Source organism: Clostridium formicaceticum, assembly GCF_001854185.1.
In the GTDB taxonomy this organism is placed as follows: Bacteria; Bacillota; Clostridia; order Peptostreptococcales; family Natronincolaceae; genus Andreesenella; species Andreesenella formicacetica.
This window is the reverse complement of the sequence record NZ_CP017603.1, coordinates 1,327,390-1,349,954: the sequence shown is the minus strand read 5'-3', so window position 1 is coordinate 1,349,954 and position 22,565 is coordinate 1,327,390. Positions and strand designations below refer to the sequence as shown.

Below are 22,565 nucleotides of genomic sequence, written 5' to 3'. Positions count from 1 at the left end.
TTATAACACATCTACAAAGCCCTTCTTCAATTTTTTAAAGATATATCCACCTAATGCAAAAGATGTTATTGCAGCTATAAGTGTATATACCACACTCCAAGCAGTGACATTGTTTGAATTTAATAGCGCCATCCTATATCCTTCTACTACATGAAACATCGGATTGGCTTTTAGCAACGGCATAATACTTAATGGTACTGAGCTTGGGGGGAAAACAATTGGTGTAAAGTAGAACCATAAATTCAATATAATAGTAACCATTTGGCCTATATCTTTGAAATATACATTTAGTGCAGCGATAAACCATGACATACCTAGTGTAAAGAATATAAGGCTTAAGCCGTATATGGGAAGATATAAAATTCTTATAGAAGGGGTTATAAATCCAAATATCATCCCAGTAATAATTACCAAGGATATTGCAATTATATGATTTACTATTCCAGTTGCAAGCGTAACAACTGAAAGCATTTCTGAAGAAAAAACTGTTTTAGTTATAAGATTTTTGTAGTCAGCGATTACATTAATTGATCTATTTATTACCTCAGCAAAAAACATCCATGGTACAAGGCCGCAGGTTAACCATATAGCAAAATTCTCAGTGCCATATTCGCTTCCTAATTTTAATCTTAATACGACTGAAAAAACAAAGTAATAAATTAATATAGTACTTAAGGGTTGTATAACCGTCCAAAATATACCTAAAATAGACCCTACATACCTACTTTTTATATCTCTACTTACCAAATTGTTTATAAGATACCGATTATCCTTAACTTTTTTACAAAAATTCATTAAAACTTTCATAATATCACTTTTCCTTATCTATTGCTATACATTTTTTTATAATACGCCATATACTCACCACTAATAATTTTCTCCCACCAATCCTTATTGTTCAGATACCATTGTATCGTTTCTTCCATACCCTCTTCAAAAGTATAACTTGGCTCCCAGCCTAATTCAGTGGTGATTTTAGTATTATCAATAGCATATCTTCTATCGTGTCCAAGCCTATCCTGCACATAGGTTATAAGCTCCTCTGTTTTTCCCAATCTACTGATGATTAATTTAACAATTTCAATATTTGCTTTTTCATTGTTGCCGCCGACGTTATATACTTCTCCCGCCTTTCCTTTGTGAAGCACTGTATCTATGGCTATACAATGATCCTTCACATGCAACCAATCCCTTACTTGCATTCCATCCCCATATACCGGCAATGCTTTTTCTTCCAGTGTATTGGCGATCATAAGGGGAATAAGTTTTTCTGGAAACTGGTAAGGACCATAATTGTTGGAACATCTTGTAATGTTAATTGGCATTTTATAGGTCTCACTGTAAGCTCTCACAATGAGATCTGCACTAGCTTTACTAGCGGAGTATGGACTATTCGGTGCTAATGGAGTATCTTCTGTAAACATGCCTGTTGCCCCTAATGCACCATATACTTCGTCGGTTGATACTTGTAGATATTTAACATCTTCTCTATAAACTGGATATCCCTTTTCATCTTTTCCTACTATCCAGGCTTTTTTCGCACTGTCAAGCAGTACCTGCGTTCCCATAATATTTGTTCTTAAGAAAATTTCAGGATCTTCGATGCTTCTGTCTACATGACTTTCCGCTGCAAAATTGATTACATAATCAAAATCGTAGTCTAAAAACAATTGGTTGATCAGTTGCCTATCGGCTATGTCTCCTTTAATAAATAGATATCTGTCGTTTTTCTCTATATTCTTCAAGTTTTCCAGGTTTCCAGCGTATGTTAGTGCGTCTAGATTTACTATTTTATAATCATTATATCTATCTAGCATATATGTGATAAAGTTGCTGCCTATGAAGCCGGCACCACCAGTTACTAATAGCTTTTTCATCACCTTGTCCTCCGTTTATTTAAAAGTTTCTCTTATACCCTTCCATTTCTTATCTTTTTCTGATAAAATTATCTGCTCAACCTCTTCTATCGGCCAACTTATGGCTATATCAGCATCATTCCACAATATACCGCCCTCATCTTCAGGATGATAATAGTCCGTGCACTTATACACAAACTCTGCTTCATCAGAAAGTACTAAAAATCCATGGGCAAAACCTTCTGGCACATAAAACTGCTTCTTATTTTCCTCCGAAAGAATAACCCCTTGCCACTTCCCAAAGGTTGGTGATCCTTTTCTAATATCTACTGCTACATCAAAGACTTCTCCTCTAGTTACCCTTACTAACTTTCCTTGAGGATAAGTGTATTGAAAGTGAAGACCCCTTAAGACTCCTTTTATTGACTTGGACTGGTTATCTTGTACAAAGACCATGTCTAGACCAGCAGCCTTAAAGTCCTGGTAGTTATAGGTTTCCATAAAATACCCTCTATTGTCACCATACACTGTTGGTTCAATAATGTATAAGTCTTCAATCTCAGTTTTGATAAAATGAAATTTTCCCATAAATCCTCCCTACACACTTTTTGCTAACGCTTCTTCTACACGTACACGCTCTACTTTTACATCGCCGATTAAGCTATACAAATATTGTCCATACTCTGTTTTTTCTAATGTTTCCGCTGTTTTTAGCAGCTCTTCTTTAGAAATATAACCTTTTCTATAGGCTATTTCTTCAATACACGCAATATAAAGACCTTGTCTTTTCTGTATAGCTTCAACAAAATTACTTGCTTCTAAAAGTCCGCTATGGGTACCTGTATCCAGCCATGCCATACCTCTACCAAATAACTCAACCTTCAGTTTACCTCTTCTTAAATATTCATTGTTAATGGAAGTAATTTCAATTTCTCCTCTAGCTGATGGTTTTACATTTTTAGCGATCTCCACTACATTATTATCATAGAAGTATAATCCTGGCACTGCGTAATTGGATTTAGGCTTCTTAGGCTTCTCTTCTATGGATATCACATTATTGTCTTCATCGAACTCTACTACACCAAATTCAACTGGATTATTTACATAGTAGCCGAATATAGTAGCCCCTTCCTTGCGGTCAACCGTTCTTTTCAAAATCTGTGTAAAACCTTGCCCATAAAAAATGTTGTCCCCTAGTATTAGAGCAACATTGTCATTACCTATGAATGCCTCCCCTACAATAAAAGCGTCTGCAAGTCCTCTGGGCTTATCTTGAATGGCGTAGGAAATATTCACACCCATTTGTTCTCCAGTTCCTAATAATTCTTCATAGGCACCTATATCTCTTGGCGTAGATATTACTAAAATATCTCTTATACCCGCCAGCATTAATACAGATAAAGGATAATAAATCATTGGTTTATCATATATAGGTAATAATTGTTTTGATATAGAACGAGTGATAGGATATAGTCTTGTACCTGACCCTCCCGCTAAAATGATCCCTTTCATGATTAGAAATCTCCTTTTCATTAACATTTTTATTATTTATCGTTGTATTATTGAAACTATTCCTAGCATATTCAATTAAAAAGTTTATTTCATGATTAAGTATTCGATTTTCTTTTAGAAATTCCTGTAGTTAATTGTAACCTCTCCTGTAGAGTTGTGGCTTAAGCGGTAGTATTTACCGATCAACAACACTCCTGGCGAAATTAATTTTTTCTAGCGTGCTGCCCTCTAAATTAATTCTAAATCGTTGATCTATATACCATTCTGGAATATCTGTGACATCCTGCAACAAGTTTTCTCTTCTTTCTGCAAGTAGCAAGCTAATTCCCTCAATTTTATCTTGTAACATCAATATCTTCTCAAAGTATTTCTGTGCCTCTTCTCCCTCACCCTTTTGCATTAAATCATTTGCCATAAAATCATATGCCTCCACAGCAAAATTATAGGTATGATCACTTAAGGGATGATACATTATCAGCTTTTCCAACAATTTATTGACTGCATCATAGTCTTCTATATTGATATAGTAAGTTATAGCATTTTGTAACACTCCAAAGTCTCTATCATTTCTATCTAAAGCCTTCTCCATGTTTTCTTTTGATGCTTCTATTAATGTCTCATCCTCTACATTCGCACCTATAAGCAGCTGCAGATTAGCTAAGTCCAACAGATAGTCGGCATTATAAGGATTTTGTTTAGCTGCACTTTCAAAATGCTCTATGGCTTCATAATAATAGCCTTCATTTATTAGTGTCTCAGCCCTTGCTGCATTGGAAATACTTAAGTTAAAGGTTAAAGAGGAAATAAAAAGCAGTGCTGCTAATAAAAGAAAAGGTGCATTAGGTATATTTAGCCTGATATTTAATTTTTTTTCTGTAGTATCATAATTTTTATAAGCTGCTGCAACAACCCCTAACAGAAGCCAAAACACAATAGCAAAAGCTCCCAATGACATATTAAAATCGATAAAGTTATGAGAAATCATCGCAAGTATTGCACAGATGACCCCTAGCAATTTACTAGATAAAGCGCCATCCTCTACATTTTTTACAAGCTTAAAGCCTATCCATACAAAAGATACATAAATACCTATTAATAAGAGTACACCCACCGTCCCCATCTCAATCCATGTCTGCATTACATAGTTGTGTACCTCTGTGGTTGTATAGTCATAGGTCTTATAGGTACCATATAAAGTAGCCCATCCTCCTCCACCAGTTCCTAGGATAGGGTAGTCTTTTATTAGACCTGATGCGTCTGAGTAAAACACGCCTCTTTCTACAACAGTAAAGGTCCTAGCATTAATTGTTGAAACTCTGTCCGCTACTGTTTCTGGCAGGTGTCTTAGAACATAACCATTGGTTAATAAGACAATGCTGAAAATACCGATTATCAACATACCTATAATAAACTTCCTTTTTGTAATATATTTTTCAAAAGAAGCAGCAATATATTTATTAAAAGCAAAGCCAATCCCAGCAGCTAAACAGCTGCCTCCTATAAGCAGTGTCCAACCTATTAATCCATTCGATGTATGTACCGCTTTATAGAGAAAGCTTATCGTCATAGCAAAAGATAGAAGAATCGCTATAAGACTTAATACCACAGTCTTTAATGCTTCCTGCTTTAGCATTAAGAAAAAGGCTAAACCCACCACGGGAACTAAAAGCCACGCTCCTCTTGAGTAGGAAAAAACCAATCCCATAAATAGAAGATAGCCTATAGCTGTGGCACTGTATCGTTTCCAACCCTGATTGCTTACAATTTCTCCTGCGGCTAAAAAAAGTGTGGCTAACATGAAGGCTCCAAATGTATTGTGGTACTGAAAGGTGGAACTAATCATTCCAGCCCCATAGGCGTCTTGATAGGTGAAACTACCAAAGGCTGCACCAAATCCTATTATAGCTACAGTTGCACTGCTCAACAAAATCGTCCAGGTAATTGTACTGATATCTTCTTTTTTCCTAATCTGATTTGCTGCTATTAAAAACGCCGAAAAATATGTCAAGGTTTTTATTGTTTCAAAAGCAGCTAAGTACTTGTTTACAGCTAATGGAAAACTCAAAATGTATAATAAAGCTAAAGCTGCAGTTAAATACTCTATCATTGTAGAAAAAGTTATCTTTTCTTTCGCTATGCTATTTTTTACTAGAGTTCCTATAACTAAAAGAGCCATCAATAGACTGCCAACATAAAACTCCTTCTCAAAAAAAAGCCCTCTAAAGAAGGGGAGAAAGAATATAATACAGCTCAATAATAGTACTTCAAAGCTCTGCGTTTCTATGGTATGTACCTTTTTAACACTTTTTGTCTTCATCATCGCACCTCTTGCTCTAAGAAATTAAATAAAACTTTTACTACAGACCTTCCTTTTACATTTTATATGAAATTGCTACGAATAACAACATTTTCACCGAAAAATCTTGGTGTTTCCAATAATTTGTAAGAATTTTGTAACAAAAACAAAAAAGTGAAGAAATGAATTCTTCACTTTTTTTGTTCTCATCATTTAGTTTTTTTATTAATTATTCAATATAATAATTCTTGTTGCTACAAACACATCTTCTTCATATTTGCCTGAAACAAAGACCTCATCTCTTCTATCTAGATACCCCATATCAATTGACTTTCCTTTTTCATCAATGATATTGGTGTTTTTATTTATATACACTGGTATATCTTCATATCTCTTAGATGTATCATTAAAGACTTTTAATACAATTCTGTTGATGCTGTCATGAACACTGACAATCTCTCCAGTTAAAGAGTTTCTTTGTTCTACTTTATCTGCTTCAATAGCTATGACGCGATTGTTTTCTATCTCTAATTCTACTTCATAACCCACTCTTAGATCATACAAGTTAGATCTTGTATCATCTATATAGATGGTTACGTTGTTATCAATGTCATAAGTAAACTCATCATTATCTTCATTTACAATGGTAATTTTATTTGGATTACCCAAGATAATAGATTGAACCACACCTTTATCATCCTTTTGCGTACCGCTGACGCTAATAGCATCAATACGGGTTACACGATTGCCATTGATCTGAAGACTTACAATATCTCCCCTAGATAAATCTGTTAATTCCTTTGTCTTATCATCTTTTCTTACTCTTACACCGTCACTAATTTCTAGCTCCCTCACCTGATTACCTGCAGTTCTTACCTGCATTGTAAAGGGGTATCTAGTATAACTGATGCTGGCCTCTAATATACCTACCAACTCGTCCATTGGAGAATAAGCCTCTATTCTCACTGCTCTATCTCCCTCATATACTACGCTAATTTGATCACCCGTACTTAAATCTCTTATATGGGCAGATTTATTTTCGTACCTGATTTCTGTATTTTCAGAAAGCCTAAAAGTTCTAGTACTGGTGTAACCATAATCACCTCGAACAGTTATTGAATCATAACTGTCTCCTCTATTGATTTTGTCAATAAAGCCTTCGTACTTATCCTCTGAAGGATTTATTTCAATTTTTATTAACTTTTTTTCTTGATTGAAGGTAAAATGAGCTCTTCTATCTTTTGTCACATTATTTCTAGTAGTTTTTGATCCATTAAGGAAAAATTCTGTGTTATTTTCTATTGTATAAACATCTACATTATCATTATTGTCTCTAACAAAGATATTATCATTTCTTATATCAATGATTGTAGCTATTTTTGTTTCAGTTTTTTCCTCTTCTACAGGGTCATTTACAGGTATCTCCACGATAATATCCGCTTCCTCTTCTAAATAATCAAAGGCTTTAGAACAGATCGCAGCCATTTGCGCTCTAGTAATGGTATTTCTTGGGTTGAAGTAGTTTTTGTCATCTCCTGAAATGATATTATTTGTTACCAACAACTCCACATAAGGCATTGCTACAGCATCAATGAGCTCTCTATCAACAAAATTTATGGAAGAAACCGCACTGCCTTGAGGATCAGTATCTATCGCTTTTCCTAAGTAAACTGCCACCTGTTGTCTTGTGGCACTCACCTGCTGCTCATCCTTCATTAAGTTGGCAAGTTCGTTGCCGGTTAAAATTTCATATTCCAACGCATAGGCCACTGCCTCATAGGCCCATTCAGGAATATTATAGGATGCCATTACATCTTCATATTTATTGGTAAAGTTCGCTGTAGATTGCAGCCTATCAGTAGCTCTTAGGGTTCTAAATATCATTTGAAGAGCTTGTACCCTACTGACAAAGGCCTCTGGTTTAAATACAAGTTTTCCATTTTCCATCATGCCACTTACAATACTGTTGTCTGCCATCTTCTCAATATGCGGTCTTCCCCAATAGTTTGTACTTACATCAGTAAAGGCTATCGCAGCAAAGCTAGTCATAGCTGTGGTCATAAACATTGCTAGGATCATCATTACTATAAAGATTCTTTTGAAGCTTTTCATTTGTCCTTTATCCCCCTTGTTTTTAGATTCTATAGAATAGTATTCTATATTTTTCCGTAAAATCCTCTCTGTTTGTGTAAAAATTTCATGGATAGGTAGTATTATCTATGCAGTCCTCTTTAAATATTTCTGTTGCGTCATGGACAGGTTCTCTGTATGCCACTACGCCACGGGGACAGTCCCCATGACTCCGTTCACAAGGTAGCACCATTCCTCTTTTTTTATTATATTCTCCACTTCCTTTTACTCTTTTAAAAAAATAGGCGTTAATGTCATGTCTTGATACAATGTCATGCTTAGAGAAGCTTCTTCATTCCCTATTTCCTCCCAGCCGCTAAAGCGATAACCTGGTTTTGCTATAGCGGTAACTTCTATCGGTACATCCTGGAAATATACCCCTTGCCACATATTATTGCTATTTAACCCCGGAGTTTTTTCATCAATGATGATTGTATTGATTTTTACTGTTCCTTCTTGCAGGTTGGGTAAGCCTACAGTAAGATTCGCTGTGCCACTTAAATCAAACTGTTCTGTAATGTATTGCCACATATACTGTGGACGATGCTTTGCAAAATTTTTCATCACTTCAATATTGTCATACCACTCCTCTATACTACCAAAGTTTACCCATCGTTTAATGTTATAAGTCATTTCATGTTGCAATACAGTTTGCATCTCTTCTATCTTTCCAAGAACATCACTGGGCCTAAAATTGGTGTTGATTGTATCTGCAAAACGATTGATGAATTGATTTTGAAAATCCTGATTTTTCAGTAAGGTTCTTAACAGAAAAGTATATTGTGGTTCGTTTCTCTCGGTTCCTTCTTCTGCAGTAGCCCACGCCAATGTGTTATGGGCATACATCCCATAATTATCTAAATCGAAACCATAATCTGTATCAAACAGCATCCATCGCCATCTTCCATCTTGTCCATAAGGTGCCTCCGGCTGATAACCATCTGTTTTTAACCTCCAAAACTGCAAATTGTTCCCTATCCAATCGGTATTAGCAACATAGATACCAGCGATTTGATAATCTATGAAGTTTTCCATGTCCATCAAGGTTTTTACATATTCATAATTTTCTTCTAAGGTGATATCTTGCTCTTCAAGATAGTTAATCATGTGTAAATAATGCTCTATATCTGGTGCTTCTTCTTGTTTTAACTGTTCTAGTTCCCCTATATCTATAATAGCTACATTATTTCTATCTAAATCGTAGTTTGTTTCCAAATAATGTTGATCATAACGTTCTCGAATGTTGTGGATTCCCCAATATTCTCCATTGATATAAACCACTGCTGGTCGATAAGCTTGGGTGTCTATTTTGAAATCTCTTACTAACTCTTGAATTAATGCATCTCTAAACAAAGTATAGGTCCAGTCATTCCCAGAATTTCTTAATATTAGACGTTTAAATTGCTGTAAAGTTCCATTACCGCTGGATTTTTTAAGTCCTGGGAAAATTTCGTAGTTAAAATAACTTTCTTCATCATAGTCTCTTTTAGCATAAATTCTTAATGTTTTTTGAGCCCATGCCCTTGTAAAGCCTCCATGAATTCTTACCCCTGCTTCCTGTGAAAAACCTAGCCTACCATCTTTTTCAAAAAACTCTATATGAATAGGTTTCTCCCCTTCTATACCTTTCGCATTGTAATTGGCTGGAACATTACCTAACACCTTTTCTTCTGGATTTTCTTTTCTCCATTCGTCAAAAACTTTGCCCGGTAGGTAAATTCCTTCTTCATAGCCAAAAAAGTTTTCTATATCTGTAGCTATGGAAATGATCGGAAGATCAAATCGGCCCTCAATGTTTTCATCTATAAAGTAGGTATGGGTGGCTATTTCACTAGGTAAGGCTCCTTCTTGAAAGGTTTTTGCCCTAACAACAACAGCCTTCATAGAACTGTCACTAGGAGGATTCCAGCGATATCTTTGATATCCCCATCCTTCATAAAGTTCTTCAGATGCAGTTTCAATAAAGGTAATGGGAGATTCTGGCGAGGTTTCTGCTGTTATTTTCTGCGTAGGTGCATTAGCAGGAACAGCTTGTCTATCTATCTTTATCGGCTCTTTATAGATAAACGATTCCTCCGTAGGTTCCGAACCGTCCAATGTATAATAAATCATACCTTCATCCTCTACGTCTAATTCCAGTATAAGATTTTCTTTATAAAATCCCCCTACATGAGAAAAAACAGGAGGGTTTAAAACTTTCTCGTAGGCTTCTATACTATTATTAGAAGCACCAGGAGTAGGTTTATCAAAAAAACGCCATTCTTCAGCACCATCTCCTATTCGTCCATAGGATCGATCTCTTGGGATGGCTATAACATCTACTGTATCAATAATGGTTTTGCCATTGGGTGCCGTAAGAAAAATTGGCTCTCCCCCGGAATTTATGCTAAAATTCGTGTGGAGTTCTCCGTTTTTTCCTATTTTATTCTTTCCTGAGGCCCAGACCAATAAGTGTTCTCCTGGCTCTAAGATGATTTTAGGAAATCTCCACTTAGCTAGTTTGTTAGGATTATCTGATAGGCAATAACCATTTAAGTTGATTCTTTTATCTCCTGCATTATAGATTTCTATCCAATCTTCATAATCTCCGTCTGCATCTTTTATGGTATCACCGTTGGAGGACATCACTTCATTAATAAATAATGTACCCTGCACTTTTAAGTTAGGCAGAAAAGCAAGTGACCCGATAATTATTATAATCAAGATACCAGCTAAGATATATACCCTTGTTTTTTTCATAACGCTTACTTGTACCTCCTATTGAAAAACATCTCTTTAAGACATATAATATGCTATTTCCTAATAAGTTTCAAGAGTCTCTCATCACAAAAGCATATATTCTTGTAGCTAGCGTATCTTTTTTTATATCTATGTTCTTTCTTTTAGTTTCTTCATGAGAAAAGCTATCGATGCTGTCGATAGCTTGATGAATTAGGTAGTCTCTATTGATATTTTTCTGAAAATCAATTATTTTTCTACGCAGCTTTCATCATCCCATAAGCCATGGTTTCTCAAAAATCATTCTTAATTGTTCATAGGATATAAGTATCGTCTCCATTTGATTTTTGATGCTTGTTACCGCCAGTTCTGCCATTTCCACATCTAAAGCAACAGCCATCCCCACATCATATCGTAATTGAACTATGTTTAAATCCTTTTCAGCTTTTTCTAACATAACCTCCATCATCTTATATTGGCTTTCCAACTGCTGCATTTGATTATAGGTATTGTTGATGGATTGTTGAATATTGTCTTTTAGGGAGGCTAATTCTATTTGTGATTTTCTAGTTTCTGCCTGTTTAGCTTCGTAAGGCGTGCCGCCCACATTAAATATATGTAATTCCACATCTAACTGATTCATTCTAATCTGTTGTTCTTGATTCCAAACAGAAGGATGCTGACTTTGCATTCTTCTGATATGCGTATTTAGGTCTACTTCTTCCATCCATTCAATTTCTCTATCTAAAACTACATCGTACCGCTCATCCTTATCGACACCCATCGTAGCATTAAGCTTTAAATAAGTGTCCTCTAGTTCTTTTTCTAAGGTTCGCTTCTTTTGTAGTTCTTCATTGTATTTATTTAGCTGAACTTGATATTCATAGGTACTGGCAGTGCCTAGTTGAGATTTTTTATTCAACTGTTTTAGCTGCTTTTCTGTATTACTGATGATTTCACCTTGTAGTTGTATTTCTTTTGTTTTTTTGACAATATTATCGTATTCTGTTCTCACTTTAAAAGAAAGCATTTCTTGCAATGTCTCTTCTTGTCTCTTACTCATTTGCAGGTTGATTTCTGATGACTTTAGCCCAAATAACTGGCTTACTGCTTGACTATCCCCCTGCCCTCCTATGGGAATATATCTTAGATCTGTAGCAGCTTGTTTTCTTATTTCTTCTAGCTGGTCTATTGTCTCTATTAGTTTTTTATAATCATAACTTTGTTTTAATGCCTTGTCTAGCGCCTCTTCATAGGTCAATACCAATGACTCATCTTCTTCCACGGCTGCCTCATTTTCTACTATATTTGTGACGTCTGGCTGCAATACGCTGTCAGCATACACAGTAAAACTAGAGGCCAGAACAAGGGAAGCCATCATTATAGACGCTGCTCTTTTTTTCATCTTCCTTCATCTCCTTATATTGCTTTTTGTTTTATAGTTTAATATTAAAGGTTATCTCTTTTCGGTTTTGGTTCCTGTCATTTTCTCTAATCTCAAACTTTATCGTTAATTCTTCTGTATCTTCTGGTATAGCAGGCATCCGGACAAGACTATCCGTAAATTCATCATTTCTTATATCATTGTACCAATCACCTACATAAGGGTTTGGTACTCTTCTGCCAGTATCCAATTGCTTGTATTCTTTTCCATCTATTGTTATAAGAGTAGCAGTTTGTTCTAACTGTATGGGTACATTGCCTTCATTGAGAAGTGAGATGTAGACTCTTGTTTGCTCATCATCTATAACGACGGTTTGTACCTTAAGTCGAATATCACCATCATAGTAGGTTGCAGGTAGAGATTCGTAGCTTTTTCGCACTTTTGTTTCTTCCTCTACTTCTACAGGATTTTCCTTCTTAGGTTCTTCTGTTTTATCATCTATGTCTTCCTTCTCCACATCCTCTTGTAAAGGAGTTTCTATCTTTACAGTTTGTGTTGCTTCATCCCAAAAAACTTCAGCACCCAATTCCTCAGCTATAAATCTAGCAGGTGTATACGTTCTGCCTTCGTATAGGAGAACTGTATAGCCTTGGGACAGTGGTTTTTCTTCACCATTAAATTCAAAACCGATATACGGAGCAAGAAAAGCTGTAACCTTATCCTCTACATTAGCATAAACATTGAAGGTTAAGGTAGTTAAAGCCCCTATGAAGATTCCTGAAACTAACATTTTACATTTTTGCCATGCCATAACATTTTCCTCCTTTACCATTAAAATAGTTTTAAATAAACCCTATACATATTTAAGTAACTATTTTTAAATCTATGCTGCATAATGCAATTTTATCATATTTTAAAAAAGTTTACCAGCAGTTAGCTTTATTCTTAATCTATTTTTAATAGTTTCTTAATAGATTAGAAATAAAATGAGTCTTACCTATATACCGAAGGATAAATTCTTTTTTTACGATAAAAAGGAGATCTCCCTAAGGAGTCTCCTTTTTATAAAACATTTTAGTATTTACTTCATTCTAGTAAAATGTAACTGTTTGTGTTGCAGCATCCCAAGAATATTCTACATCAAGAGCCTTTGCTAACCAAGCGATTGGTAAGAAAGTTCTGCTGCTTGTGATTTCTGGAGCTACGTCCATTACTACAGGTGTTCCATTTACTAATAATGTTGTGCTTCCGATTGTCATTTGAACAGTTTTGTTACCCATGATTGTTACTGTTCTGTTAGCTTCGTTCCAGATAATGTTGTTTTTAGCAATTCCTAAAGATTGAGCTACAGCACTTACTGGTGCGTAAGTTCTGTTGTTGCTGATATATGGAGCTGCATCTCCACCAGCTGGAATTTCACCAATTGTTAAAGTAACTGCATCTCTTCCTACTGCACTTTCTCCACCAGCTAATACGTCTGCTACTTTAGCAGATACAACGTTATTTTGATCGAAGTAACCAGCATCAAGCTCAGTTGATTTGCTTTCGCTGCCAGGTAAGTGGTTCTTTCTTGCAGATGTTCCACGTACTCTTACGTTTACAGCACCATCAGGGATAGTTCTGTCTACATCAATTGATGCATTTGAAATTTTAATTGTACTTGCCTTTGTACTAACACCTGACTTCTTAATAGTAATGATTAAGTTTGAATCTTTATCATCAACATCGTCTATTTCTAGATCTCCTTCGATAACTTCTACTTTATAATCATTCCATACAGCACCATTAGAAAGGTTAAGCACTAAATCTCCTTCCATTAGGTCTTCGCCTTCAATTTCACTGATGATAATATCAGGAATTGCTTGTGCTTTTTTACCAATATCTACGATTGTTGTTTTTCCTTCGATTTCCATTTCTACAGCTCTTCTAGCTGTACCAAGAACTACTTCTCCTTCTGCACCACTTCTACCAGATACTTCTGCTACGATATCTCCTTCAGCATCAGCTTTGATAGATACGTAGAAAGTTAATTCAACTTTTGCTTCAACAGTAGCGCCAGAATCAGGATTGATAGTTAATTCAAGATAGCTTTCACCACGATCCTTGTATCCGAAGATTGGACCTTCCATTTCATTTTCGTCAATTCCGTGAAGTGTAACATCTGCATCGTCTGCATCAACATCTACACCAAGAATTTTTACCCAGCTTGGGAATTCGATTCTTGTTCTTCTATTTCCTAACAATGCACCGTTTGTTGCTTCTTCAATAATTAAAGTTTGTAATTCGTGAGCTTCATCATCAAAAGCAGCATGATCTAACTCATCAGCATCTTTGCCGTTGTATCCTTCAAATCTACCACTGATAAGTTCTTCAGGCTCACCATCTGCTTTTACGATAACATCAAAATCAGAGTATTTTGCTACTGTGATCGTTTCAGTAGTTACATCTCCACCTGAAACTCTTAATTCTACGTCACCTTCTCTAGCATTCGTTCCTGCTAAAACTTTAAGGTCGCTAATTAAGATAGCACCTCTAGTAGAAGAAGCACTCTTTACCTTTATTGTTATGTCAAGGTCTCTTTCTCCAACATAGCTGTTTACGCTTACAACTTCAGCGTCTAAACCACCGATAAATTGTACGTTGTTTTTAACATCACTGTTTACCCATTCAAAATTGTTTGGTAATCTAAGTTTAATTACGTGATCCTTTTTGCTTAATGCAGCAGCCGAAGTTTCTTCAATACGGATTGTTTCTAATGTACCTTCTTCAGCAAAAGTAACAATATCGTCTACAGTTGTTACTGTAGCACCCTTTGTAGCGTTTGCTACTGTAAAAGTTCCGCTTGTAACTCCAGTATCTGCATCTACAGTTACTTGTACAGTACCTGAACCGTTTACTTCAAAGAATAATGGAATAGCAAATGATGTTGAATCATCGATAGCGTCAATTAAAGTAATGTCTAACACTCTGTCAGTTCTACTTACAACTTCAAATTGTGCTAAGTCACCTTCCGGAATGTTAAGCGCTTTACCAGTTCCTACAAACCCAGAGTAGTTGTATACTGAAGATGTAACACTACCTCCTTCGTTCTTATTGTCGCCTCCATAAGCTGCGCTTCCAGACCATTTAGCGCCATCAATTCTTAATTGGAAACTTATGTTGCTACTTGTATCGAAGTTGTCTCTTTCAATAACTAAATAAGTAGCAGGAGTAAAAGTTCCTTTTGTTTTACCTTCACTATTATAGTCGTCTGCCAATCTTGGCACACTAGTTATAATAGTCTTAGTGTTTCCTGATGCTGCGAAAGACATCATTGGTATCATAGTCAATACCATAGCTAGCGCTAATAATAGAGCTATTTTTCTTTTCATCCTTCTTCTTCCTCCTTTAAATTTTAAGTTTTTTATTTTTTTCTTACTTTAGGATGCTTATGTATTCAACCCCCCAAAGTACAATATTTTAAAGGTTTAAAACCTTTAAAAGCTAATTAAAACAAGCAAGTCTCAAAATTTTTCTTATGTATTCCTATGCACTTACTTTTCACTTGCCCTGTAGCTACGATTATACCATCAGTTATTTCCAAGGTCAACTTCTGATGACAGTTTGTAACATAACTGTAAAATTAGTGTTATCCTTGCTACTAAAACCATTATACACATAATCACTGTAAATTACCATTACAAGTATGTTACAATTTTTTTACCTTTTTTGACAAGCTTCTATTAAAAAAAGCATCGTGTGCCATACTACACTACGCCAAGGGGACAGTCCCCATGACTTCGTTCAGTTCCCGTAGCTTCATTAACTTCGTTTTAAAAAGCACATAAAAAAACAGTAGTGGAGCTTAACTCCTCCACTACATACTATTCTATGTCCTACAAAAAATTCCTGCAAAAAAATTAAATTTTTTATTATAATTCCTTTACTGTCCAATTGCGGCCTTTACAAAGTCTCTAAATAAAGGGTGTGGTCTTGTGGGTCTGGACTTGAACTCCGGATGGAATTGGGCGGCTACAAACCATGGGTGGTCTTTGATTTCTACGATTTCTACTAATCTTTCGTCTGGAGAAATACCGCTGATGATTAAGCCTGCCTCCGTCAAAGCATCTCTGTAATGGTTGTTGAACTCATAACGATGGCGATGTCTTTCATAAATCAAATCCTCCCCATAGGCTTCTCTAGCCTTGGTATCGGCATAGACTTTACATGGGTATAGACCTAAACGCATCGTCCCTCCCATGTCCTCCACATCTTTTTGTTCTGGCATCAAATCAATCACAGGATTGGTGGTATCAGGGTTTAACTCGGAGCTATGGGCATCCTTTAGACTTAGTACATTTCTTGCGTATTCTATCACTGCCAACTGCATACCAAGGCAGATACCTAGTAAAGGAATGTTATTTTCACGAGCATATTTTAGAGCACTAATTTTTCCTTCTACACCACGATCTCCAAATCCACCGGGTACTAAAATTCCCTGTGCTCCCTTTAGAAAATCCTCTACATTGTCTTCTATGATATCCTCTGAATGAATCCAATCAATATCTACCTTCACATTATTATAGATACCGGCATGGGTGAGGGCCTCTGATACAGAAAGGTAGGCATCTCTCAGCTCCACATACTTTCCTACTAGGGCAATTTTTACTCTACCCTTAGGATTTTTATCTCTTTCTACAACTTCCCTCCATTGAGTAAGTTCTGCCTCTTGCGCCTGTAACTTAAGTCGCTTTACTACCAATTCATCTAGTTTTTCTTCCTTTAATAGTAACGGCACTTCATATAAACTCTGAGCATCCATGTTTTGTACCACATGGCCAGGGTCTAGATTGCAGAAAAGACCAATCTTGTCCTTCATTTCCTGAGATAGCGGTTTTTCCGTGCGACATACCACGAGATCTGGTTGGATACCGATACTTCTCAACTCCTTCACACTATGCTGTGTAGGCTTTGTTTTTAACTCTCCTGCCTTTCCTAGATAAGGCACCAAAGTAACGTGGATATACATGGTGCTTTCTCGCCCGACTTCGTATTTAATCTGACGGATTGCCTCTAAAAAGGGCAGACTTTCGATATCTCCTACTGTGCCCCCTACCTCCGTGATGACCACGTCGAAGTTGCCATCTCTACCTACGCGATAAATTCTTTCTTTAATCTCATTAGTGATATGGGGGATGACCTGTACTGTGCCTCCTAAGTAATCCCCTTTTCTCTCTTTGTTGATAACAGCTGAATAAACTTTACCAGAGGTAACACTGCTATATTTACTGAGATTGATATCTATAAACCTTTCATAATGGCCTAAATCTAAATCCGTTTCTGCTCCATCATCCGTGACGAATACTTCCCCATGTTGATAGGGGCTCATGGTACCAGGGTCAATGTTTAAATAGGGGTCAAATTTTTGTAGGGTTACTTTTAGTCCCCTGCTTTTTAATAATTGTCCCAAAGAGGCAGCGGTGATGCCCTTGCCAAGAGAAGAGACTACCCCGCCTGTGATAAAAATGTATTTTGTTGACATGTTGTTTCATCCTTTCTTATAGTTAAAATTTAAAGTTGTTTGTTAAAGTTGTGCTTTATTTCCGCTACGCCATGGGGACGGTTCCATCGTTTTCCCTTCGGTCCTTCGCTACGCTTCGGAAACGCTCGAACCGTCCCCATGACTTCGCTCAGTCCCTGTACCTGTAACTGTTTAAAGTTCTTTGTTAAGTTAATGTTCCTGTGTTACAGGAACAAAAAGGAAAGGGTCACTCTAAAGGGAGAAGATGCTGCTATTTTCCCCCTTTTATGACCCTTATTTCTAGCTCTTGCTTTTCTACTTTTTCTGTTAGGTGATCTACCTTACCCTCCACACGATTGATGGCTTCGGTGTTTTGTAGATATCCGTCAAAAAGACTATTGATTTTGGTAACGACTTCATTTTCCACTTTTGTTTCTAGTTTTGTTAACCGAGTTTCTACACCTGTTAAACGCTGACTATTTTCTTTAACCTCTGATTTTAAATCCTCTACTTCTGATTTAAAATCCTCTACTTCTGATTTTAAGCCACCTACTTCTCCTTTTACACCCTGTAATTCACTATAAATTTTTTCTAACATCAGAAACATTTTTTCTTCCAAGATAATTAATCCCCCTTATCTTGTTTTTTCTTATTATATCCTTTTTTCAGGGGGTTTTTCAATCTATTTTTTCCTTTTTAGTAATTTAATATTCTCTCTCTATAGTCATACCTTATATCCTGCTGAAGATAGTTTACAAGGTTCACCAAGATCTCTGCTCCCTCTGCCTTCGTTAAATTTCTATTAGGCTGAAAGTAACCGTTGTTGTCTCCCTGTACGACCTTCAACTCTCTTGCCAAATAAACCGCATCCTTCGCCCATAGGGGCACGGCCCCATCATCTCTATAACCTGTGGTATATTGCTGGATAGGAGCTAACCCTTCAAAACCCAAGGCTTTGATAATAGCAACTGTAGCTTCCGCCTTAGTGATTCCCTGATTAGGCATAAAATGGTCTTGACCTACTCCCCTCATGACCCCTCTTTCATAAACGGCCTCAATATATTTTTGGTTGGGATTTTCCTTCGGCACATCTACAAAGATGCTAGGGGGTTCTTCCACCGTCCTGACGGCACGGGTCCTTACTGTAGGCTGTTCTTCTTTTTCTATTCCCATCACTACCCCTAAAGCTCTGGCGAATTCTCCCCGACTCATCGGTAAAGAGGGGCCAAAGTTAACATTGTTTGGATAAAAAGCCTCTAAACTGGCTAAGAATAAAATATCGCCTTCTGCCCAGTGACCTGAGATGTCCCGCAACGCAGGTATAGTTAATCTCTTATTTTCAGGATTTGTATCGAGGGTGAAGCTGCTGGTGCCGCTGTTTCTTCCCCTCAACAATTCTCCTTCTTGACTTATCCTCGGTAGATTATAATTATACTTTACAACATTTTCTTCCTTCTCTGTTAAGAGATATCCTCCCCTAAAGCTGATTTGAGAAGGGGCATTGGCTTCATAGTGATAATCCTTTGTACGATTGTGTGCAACACTTACCTCTACTGTTCCCTCCCAAGATAAACCTTCTTCTCCATTGTTGTTGTTTTGTCGGTATTCAATGTAATGGACAATACTTTGTGTCTGCGTAGCTCCCCAATGATGGTCATATCCGACTATTGTTCCTTGCGTGGATACTTTAACAGTCCCCTCGTTTCTATTGATGGTATAGGTTTTTCTTCCGTCCCAATTCCCTGCAAAGTAGGTCACACCAGGTTTTTCGTGAAAAATAGTAGACTGGCTCCATGGATATTGGTCTTCTGTGGTTTCATATCTCACGCCTCCTACGTTGATGGTCTCCCGGTAACGGTTAAGGGATAAGGTTTCTGTCTTTTGATGATTACCATTGGTTGTTGTTTGCTTTGTTAATGTAACATTTCTCGTCAAAGTAACCTCTTTTTCTGTGTTGGTAAGATTTCTATAGGTATAAGTAACACGGTCTCCACGATCACTCACAGTTACTGTGCCCTCTACTACAATAGGTTCTCCTGTGATAAAGATCACTTCGCGGTAGGTGCTTTCATTCTGTATACCGCCTTCATAGCCGGGGATTTCTAAGCCGTAGCCTTGCACGCTAAAGGATAGTATCAACAGTAGTGTTAATAGGATTTGGGCCATTCTTCTTTTCATTTTTTTTCCCCCTTGATTAGTTAGTTGGTTGGACTACGCCAAGGGGACAGTCCCTCAGGCTCACTGGGAAGCGCGAGCCAGATGGACAGTCCCCTTGGCGTAGTCTTGGCTCCATGTACTGATGGTATCTAGAGGAGGATAGGATCGTCCCCCTCTAGATGGGTTATTGTTCTACTACAATAATATAGGCATCATCCCCAGTGGAAGAATTCTTGCTCTTGATAACATAAGCCTTGGCACTTCTTCTTAACTTATGGAATTCATCTTTATCGATAGGTGCATCATTTACAACGATGACAGCTTTATCCGCAAGGATAGTTTCTGAATTCACAGCACTCTCCCAACGTCTGTTTAAACTATTCCAGTGTCTTACATTGCTTAAGGTAATCGTCTCTCCATCGATATCTACTTCAGCTATTTCTCCAATAGCACTATGCTCTATATGAAGTCTACCGCCTTCATAGATATTTACTGGTGTGAGATTTATCGCCAATACTTCCTCATAGGTTTCCCCATCTGTATAGGTTTCTCTCACTACAAAGTAAGCAGCTTTTCCTAGATAGAATCGATCTTCAACCCGTCTTCGTAATTCTTTATCTTCTATGTCTTCTGGGTCAATATATCTAGTATCCATGAAATAACCAGCTTCTATTTCCATTTGTAAATCGCTATCGAAGATAAAGGTGTCTTCTGTCAAAGTCATTCTTCTTCTGCCGGAAACTTCAGTCCATTGATTTTCCTCTAGCTTTAAATAATCTAGACGATAGCCTAACCGACCCATAGTAATTCCATAGTGGTAAATATCCTCTACTGTACCCCTGTAAATCACTAATCGGGTACGATCTATGCGATCCTCCACCATTCCTGTGTACTCTATAGCCACAAAAGAAGCATTTCTATTACCTCTTAATAGATCTGCAGCAACATAGACAATTTGATTTTCGTCTAGGTTCAGCATGTCCACTAAACGATTATTTTTGACTACGATGGTACCGGCGTGGAAGGCAAGTCCCGTATTGTCTACAATCATTCTTCCTGTACCAAAGTTAATATCTGTAATTTTGCTTTCGTATAGTACAGAAGAACCTCCTTTTAACACCAGTTTTGCAATCCTTGGTACCCCATAACTGTTTTCCACCGCTGCATAAACTTCGCTGTTTTTTCTAGTGCTTAAGTTTTGAAGGGATATTTTTTCTGCACCTTCATAAAGAAGATTTCCTTCTGCCTTCAACCTTACCTGATCTCTAGAATGACTTACCCATCTACCATTTTGATAAACAGTAACATTTTTTAGTAAGATTTCTCTATTTCGTTGATCTACCTGCTCTATTTGCCCGCGATATATTCCTTCGATATGACGTTCATGATCTTCTACCCTAATCGTCGCAATATCAGGGCTATAGATATCATTGAAGAAAAGAATCACTCTGTCCCCTTCTTTTATCTCAAATAAGTTAGCAGGACTTTCATTTCTTAAAATCTGTGTTCCGTTGGTAATACGGTATTTTTCTCTATTATTGTTTGCTCTTATTTCTATCGTATCTCCATTGATAAATAGCACATCTCCTACCTTAGTACGGCTACCGGGAGGGATATATCCATGTCTATCGGGGTCCTCTTCCAGCATACCCTCTATGTTGGACACATGATTATTTCTCGCTGTTACCACAATCTCTAACCCATGCATTAATCCTTCAAAATTTACATCCCTGCCGTTAATTTGAATTTTGGCAGAAGGCTGTACCTGTAGAATATGTCTCTTGTTTTGAAAGTCTGTCATCACCAATTGACGATTGTCTACATCAATAGTTTCCACAAAACCTTCTATCGTGGTTGTAGCCCCGGGGTCTACAGAGGCATAAATCACCTCATCATTTTCATTGAGGTAATAGCGCACCCAGTCTCCTCTCCGTAGGCTATTGGATAAACCTAAACTTTCATGTCTTTGTACAGGAAAGTCTCTTAAAGAGGCTTCTGTAACAATAAGATTTTTGCTATTGTCGTCATTTTCTACGGTAAGCACCCTTTTGTTGGCGCCTTCATGCTGTAGTTCCTCTACCGCAGTAATTTCCCCCTGCTTCTTCACTAAACCTCTTTCTTCTAATAAGTCCTCATGAAACTTTACTAGCATTGCTGCCATCTCCCCTCTAGTAAGGGTTTGTTTGGGAGCAAAGGTACTAGCGGAGGTACCAGACATAATACCTTTTTGTAATACAGCCTCTACTAAAGGAAGTTTTTCCGTATCCATTTGGTTTACATCGTTAAACGTATAAACCCTTACTATACCGCTGCCATAGGTTCCCTCCAAACCTAATGCTCTGGCAATCCAGGCAGCTGCTTGCTGACGACTAACAGGACGATTCCATGTATTACGGGTCTCCAGTTGATCTGCAATTTGATTTTGGAGGTTTGTCATCTCTGCTGCTGTTAGTTCTCTACCCTCATAAGCTTCCAACCGGTTTTCTACTTGCTGTTGTAAATTTTCCATCTGCTGAGGCGTTAAGTTCATAATTTCATTGACTTCTTGAGGGGTTACAATGTTGTTTTGTAGCGCCACCTGTAGGTAGCCCTTCCCCCAATGGTCTGCTGTACTGAGTATTACAATATCCCTAACCCTTGGAGGCATCTGCTGTTCTCCCAACCTTTGTGCTTCCTCCTCTTGACCTATGGCCTTAACTAAAATTGTCAAGGCTTCTAGGCGGGTAAGACTTTGATTGGGCTGAAATTGTTGATTTCCCACACCCTTCATCAAAGCTAGGCCAGCAGTTTCCTGAATATGTGCCTTTCCCCAGTGGTTATCGATATCTGTGAAATGAATACCTCTGTATAGGTCACCGCCATGTTGAAGACCCTCATAGGCTGGGTAGGGGCTTAAAGTATCTATAGCAAAGGCTGGGTAGGGGAAAAGTTGTAGTATTAAGGTTATTGCTACAAGGATATATATTTTTTTCTTTAAGTATTCCATGGAGATCCCTCCTTTTCGTTTTAAGT

At 37.2% G+C, this 22,565-nt stretch carries 15 protein-coding genes; all 15 read right to left on the bottom strand.

Going from position 1 to position 22,565, the window contains the following annotated elements:
* The 15 genes from BJL90_RS06255 to BJL90_RS06190 all read right to left on the bottom strand — a co-directional run bounded on the left by BJL90_RS06255 (position 1) and on the right by BJL90_RS06190 (position 22,539).
* Positions 1-807 carry an ABC transporter permease gene (locus BJL90_RS06255; RefSeq protein WP_070965451.1) on the bottom strand — a complete coding sequence of 269 codons (807 nt, stop codon included), beginning with the start codon at positions 805-807 and terminating at the stop codon, positions 1-3.
* A gap of 14 nt (positions 808-821) precedes the next feature.
* A complete protein-coding gene (gene rfbB / locus BJL90_RS06250; RefSeq protein WP_070965449.1) occupies positions 822-1,877 on the bottom strand; it encodes a dTDP-glucose 4,6-dehydratase in 1,056 nt (351 codons plus the stop codon).
* Between the two features lie 15 nt (positions 1,878-1,892).
* Positions 1,893-2,444: a dTDP-4-dehydrorhamnose 3,5-epimerase gene (rfbC, locus tag BJL90_RS06245; protein WP_070965446.1), complete on the bottom strand. Its 552-nt coding sequence runs from the start codon at positions 2,442-2,444 to the stop codon at positions 1,893-1,895.
* A gap of 9 nt (positions 2,445-2,453) precedes the next feature.
* The gene (rfbA, locus tag BJL90_RS06240) at positions 2,454-3,368 is read right to left on the bottom strand and encodes a glucose-1-phosphate thymidylyltransferase RfbA (protein ID WP_070965443.1); all 915 of its coding nucleotides are present in this window, start codon (positions 3,366-3,368) and stop codon (positions 2,454-2,456) included.
* 175 nt (positions 3,369-3,543) lie between these two features.
* Positions 3,544-5,685, bottom strand: a complete 2,142-nt coding sequence (locus tag BJL90_RS06235) for an O-antigen ligase family protein (RefSeq protein WP_070965441.1) — start codon at positions 5,683-5,685, stop codon at positions 3,544-3,546.
* 204 nt (positions 5,686-5,889) lie between these two features.
* Complete coding sequence (locus BJL90_RS06230; RefSeq protein WP_070965439.1) at positions 5,890-7,776, bottom strand: S-layer homology domain-containing protein; 1,887 nt, start codon at positions 7,774-7,776, stop codon at positions 5,890-5,892.
* 85 nt (positions 7,777-7,861) lie between these two features.
* Positions 7,862-7,987: a hypothetical protein gene (locus tag BJL90_RS23040; protein WP_257786402.1), complete on the bottom strand. Its 126-nt coding sequence runs from the start codon at positions 7,985-7,987 to the stop codon at positions 7,862-7,864.
* A gap of 32 nt (positions 7,988-8,019) precedes the next feature.
* Positions 8,020-10,533, bottom strand: a complete 2,514-nt coding sequence (locus BJL90_RS06225; RefSeq protein ID WP_070965436.1) for a CotH kinase family protein — start codon at positions 10,531-10,533, stop codon at positions 8,020-8,022.
* Between the two features lie 250 nt (positions 10,534-10,783).
* Positions 10,784-11,917, bottom strand: coding sequence for a TolC family protein (locus tag BJL90_RS06220; protein WP_070965433.1), 1,134 nt, complete (start codon positions 11,915-11,917; stop codon positions 10,784-10,786).
* Positions 11,918-11,948: 31 nt separating this feature from the next.
* Entirely contained in the window at positions 11,949-12,707 is a 759-nt protein-coding gene (locus BJL90_RS06215; protein WP_070965430.1) for a copper amine oxidase N-terminal domain-containing protein, read from the bottom strand.
* A gap of 280 nt (positions 12,708-12,987) precedes the next feature.
* A complete protein-coding gene (locus BJL90_RS06210) occupies positions 12,988-15,162 on the bottom strand; it encodes a copper amine oxidase N-terminal domain-containing protein (protein ID WP_205684276.1) in 2,175 nt (724 codons plus the stop codon).
* A gap of 656 nt (positions 15,163-15,818) precedes the next feature.
* Positions 15,819-17,417, bottom strand: coding sequence for a CTP synthase (locus tag BJL90_RS06205; protein WP_070965425.1), 1,599 nt, complete (start codon positions 17,415-17,417; stop codon positions 15,819-15,821).
* Positions 17,418-17,667: 250 nt separating this feature from the next.
* Positions 17,668-18,015 (bottom strand): hypothetical protein, encoded by a 348-nt coding sequence (locus BJL90_RS06200; RefSeq protein ID WP_081561867.1) that lies wholly within the window; start codon positions 18,013-18,015, stop codon positions 17,668-17,670.
* Between the two features lie 77 nt (positions 18,016-18,092).
* A complete protein-coding gene (locus BJL90_RS06195; RefSeq protein WP_081561866.1) occupies positions 18,093-19,574 on the bottom strand; it encodes an S-layer homology domain-containing protein in 1,482 nt (493 codons plus the stop codon).
* A 163-nt stretch (positions 19,575-19,737) separates the two neighbouring features.
* Complete coding sequence (locus BJL90_RS06190) at positions 19,738-22,539, bottom strand: S-layer homology domain-containing protein (protein ID WP_070965422.1); 2,802 nt, start codon at positions 22,537-22,539, stop codon at positions 19,738-19,740.
* Positions 22,540-22,565: the final 26 nt, after the last annotated feature.

What these genes read in the sequence shown, in the direction of transcription:
- BJL90_RS06255 (WP_070965451.1), bottom strand. Translation starts at nt 807, where the DNA reads ATGAAAGTTTTAATGAATTTTTGTAAAAAAGTTAAGGATAATCGGTAT.
- rfbB (WP_070965449.1), bottom strand. Translation starts at nt 1,877, where the DNA reads ATGAAAAAGCTATTAGTAACTGGTGGTGCCGGCTTCATAGGCAGCAAC.
- rfbC (WP_070965446.1), bottom strand. Translation starts at nt 2,444, where the DNA reads ATGGGAAAATTTCATTTTATCAAAACTGAGATTGAAGACTTATACATT.
- rfbA (WP_070965443.1), bottom strand. Translation starts at nt 3,368, where the DNA reads ATGAAAGGGATCATTTTAGCGGGAGGGTCAGGTACAAGACTATATCCT.
- BJL90_RS06235 (WP_070965441.1), bottom strand. Translation starts at nt 5,685, where the DNA reads ATGAAGACAAAAAGTGTTAAAAAGGTACATACCATAGAAACGCAGAGC.
- BJL90_RS06230 (WP_070965439.1), bottom strand. Translation starts at nt 7,776, where the DNA reads ATGAAAAGCTTCAAAAGAATCTTTATAGTAATGATGATCCTAGCAATG.
- BJL90_RS23040 (WP_257786402.1), bottom strand. Translation starts at nt 7,987, where the DNA reads ATGGTGCTACCTTGTGAACGGAGTCATGGGGACTGTCCCCGTGGCGTA.
- BJL90_RS06225 (WP_070965436.1), bottom strand. Translation starts at nt 10,533, where the DNA reads ATGAAAAAAACAAGGGTATATATCTTAGCTGGTATCTTGATTATAATA.
- BJL90_RS06220 (WP_070965433.1), bottom strand. Translation starts at nt 11,917, where the DNA reads ATGAAAAAAAGAGCAGCGTCTATAATGATGGCTTCCCTTGTTCTGGCC.
- BJL90_RS06215 (WP_070965430.1), bottom strand. Translation starts at nt 12,707, where the DNA reads ATGGCATGGCAAAAATGTAAAATGTTAGTTTCAGGAATCTTCATAGGG.
- BJL90_RS06205 (WP_070965425.1), bottom strand. Translation starts at nt 17,417, where the DNA reads ATGTCAACAAAATACATTTTTATCACAGGCGGGGTAGTCTCTTCTCTT.
- BJL90_RS06195 (WP_081561866.1), bottom strand. Translation starts at nt 19,574, where the DNA reads ATGAAAAGAAGAATGGCCCAAATCCTATTAACACTACTGTTGATACTA.
- BJL90_RS06190 (WP_070965422.1), bottom strand. Translation starts at nt 22,539, where the DNA reads ATGGAATACTTAAAGAAAAAAATATATATCCTTGTAGCAATAACCTTA.